The following is a 633-nucleotide window of genomic DNA, read 5'->3' as shown; positions in this document are numbered from 1 at the left end:
CCCTCCGACGTTTTCACCCCTGATTCCCACCACCGTGTCGTACGGCCCGGTGGGTCCGCGCCGCTGCTCTCGCCGAGCGGCCCCGTGAGAACGGTCAGGCGGCGAGGCGGACGCGGGGCCGGTGCGGTGCGATCATCCGGCCGTCCGGGAGAAGTTCCCCGGTGTCCTCGAACAGGACGACGCCGTTGCACAGCAGGCTCCAACCCTGCTCCGGGTGGGCCGCGACCACGTGCGCGGCCTCCCGATCAGGGCTGTCGGCCGGTGGGCATTGCGGTTGGTGCTGGCACATCTTCGTACCTTTTCGATGAGCGACGCGATGACTCGCGTCGGGCCGGGCGCCTGCCGACCGGCCTTGGGGGATTGGTGCGTTGCATGTGACACGACCTGACTCGTGTCGGGTCCCATCCTGCGCCCGCGCGCGGGCCCGCGCAGCCGATTGCCGAGTTCTCACCCACGCGTCCCACCGCGTTTACCCCGTGAGGGTCATACCGGCAACCCGGGCCGGCCGTCGGCGGGGGCGGCGGCGCCGGGCCTGGGCCGGCACCGCCGCACGAAGATTGCTTGCCCAGGTTAAGTAACAGGCCCTGGCGCCCTCCAGCCGACCGCTGTGTCGTTACCTGAACGGCAGCGGGG

The 633-nt window shown here is 71.2% G+C and carries 1 protein-coding gene; it reads right to left on the bottom strand.

From position 1 onward, the window contains the following. Positions 1-94 precede the first annotated feature (94 nt). Positions 95-289, bottom strand: a complete 195-nt coding sequence (locus ACRX5W_RS12390; protein WP_436788117.1) for a DUF5999 family protein — start codon at positions 287-289, stop codon at positions 95-97. Between the last annotated feature and the right edge of the window lie 344 nt (positions 290-633).

It is taken from the genome of Yinghuangia sp. YIM S10712 (assembly GCF_051388935.1).
Lineage (GTDB): Bacteria > Actinomycetota > Actinomycetes > Streptomycetales > Streptomycetaceae > Yinghuangia.
The sequence above is the reverse complement of the archived record's forward strand: the minus strand, read 5'-3'. Positions and strand labels throughout refer to the sequence as shown.

Coding starts and splice junctions, on each gene's coding strand:
- ACRX5W_RS12390 (WP_436788117.1), bottom strand. CDS start 289: ATGTGCCAGCACCAACCGCAATGCCCACCGGCCGACAGCCCTGATCGG.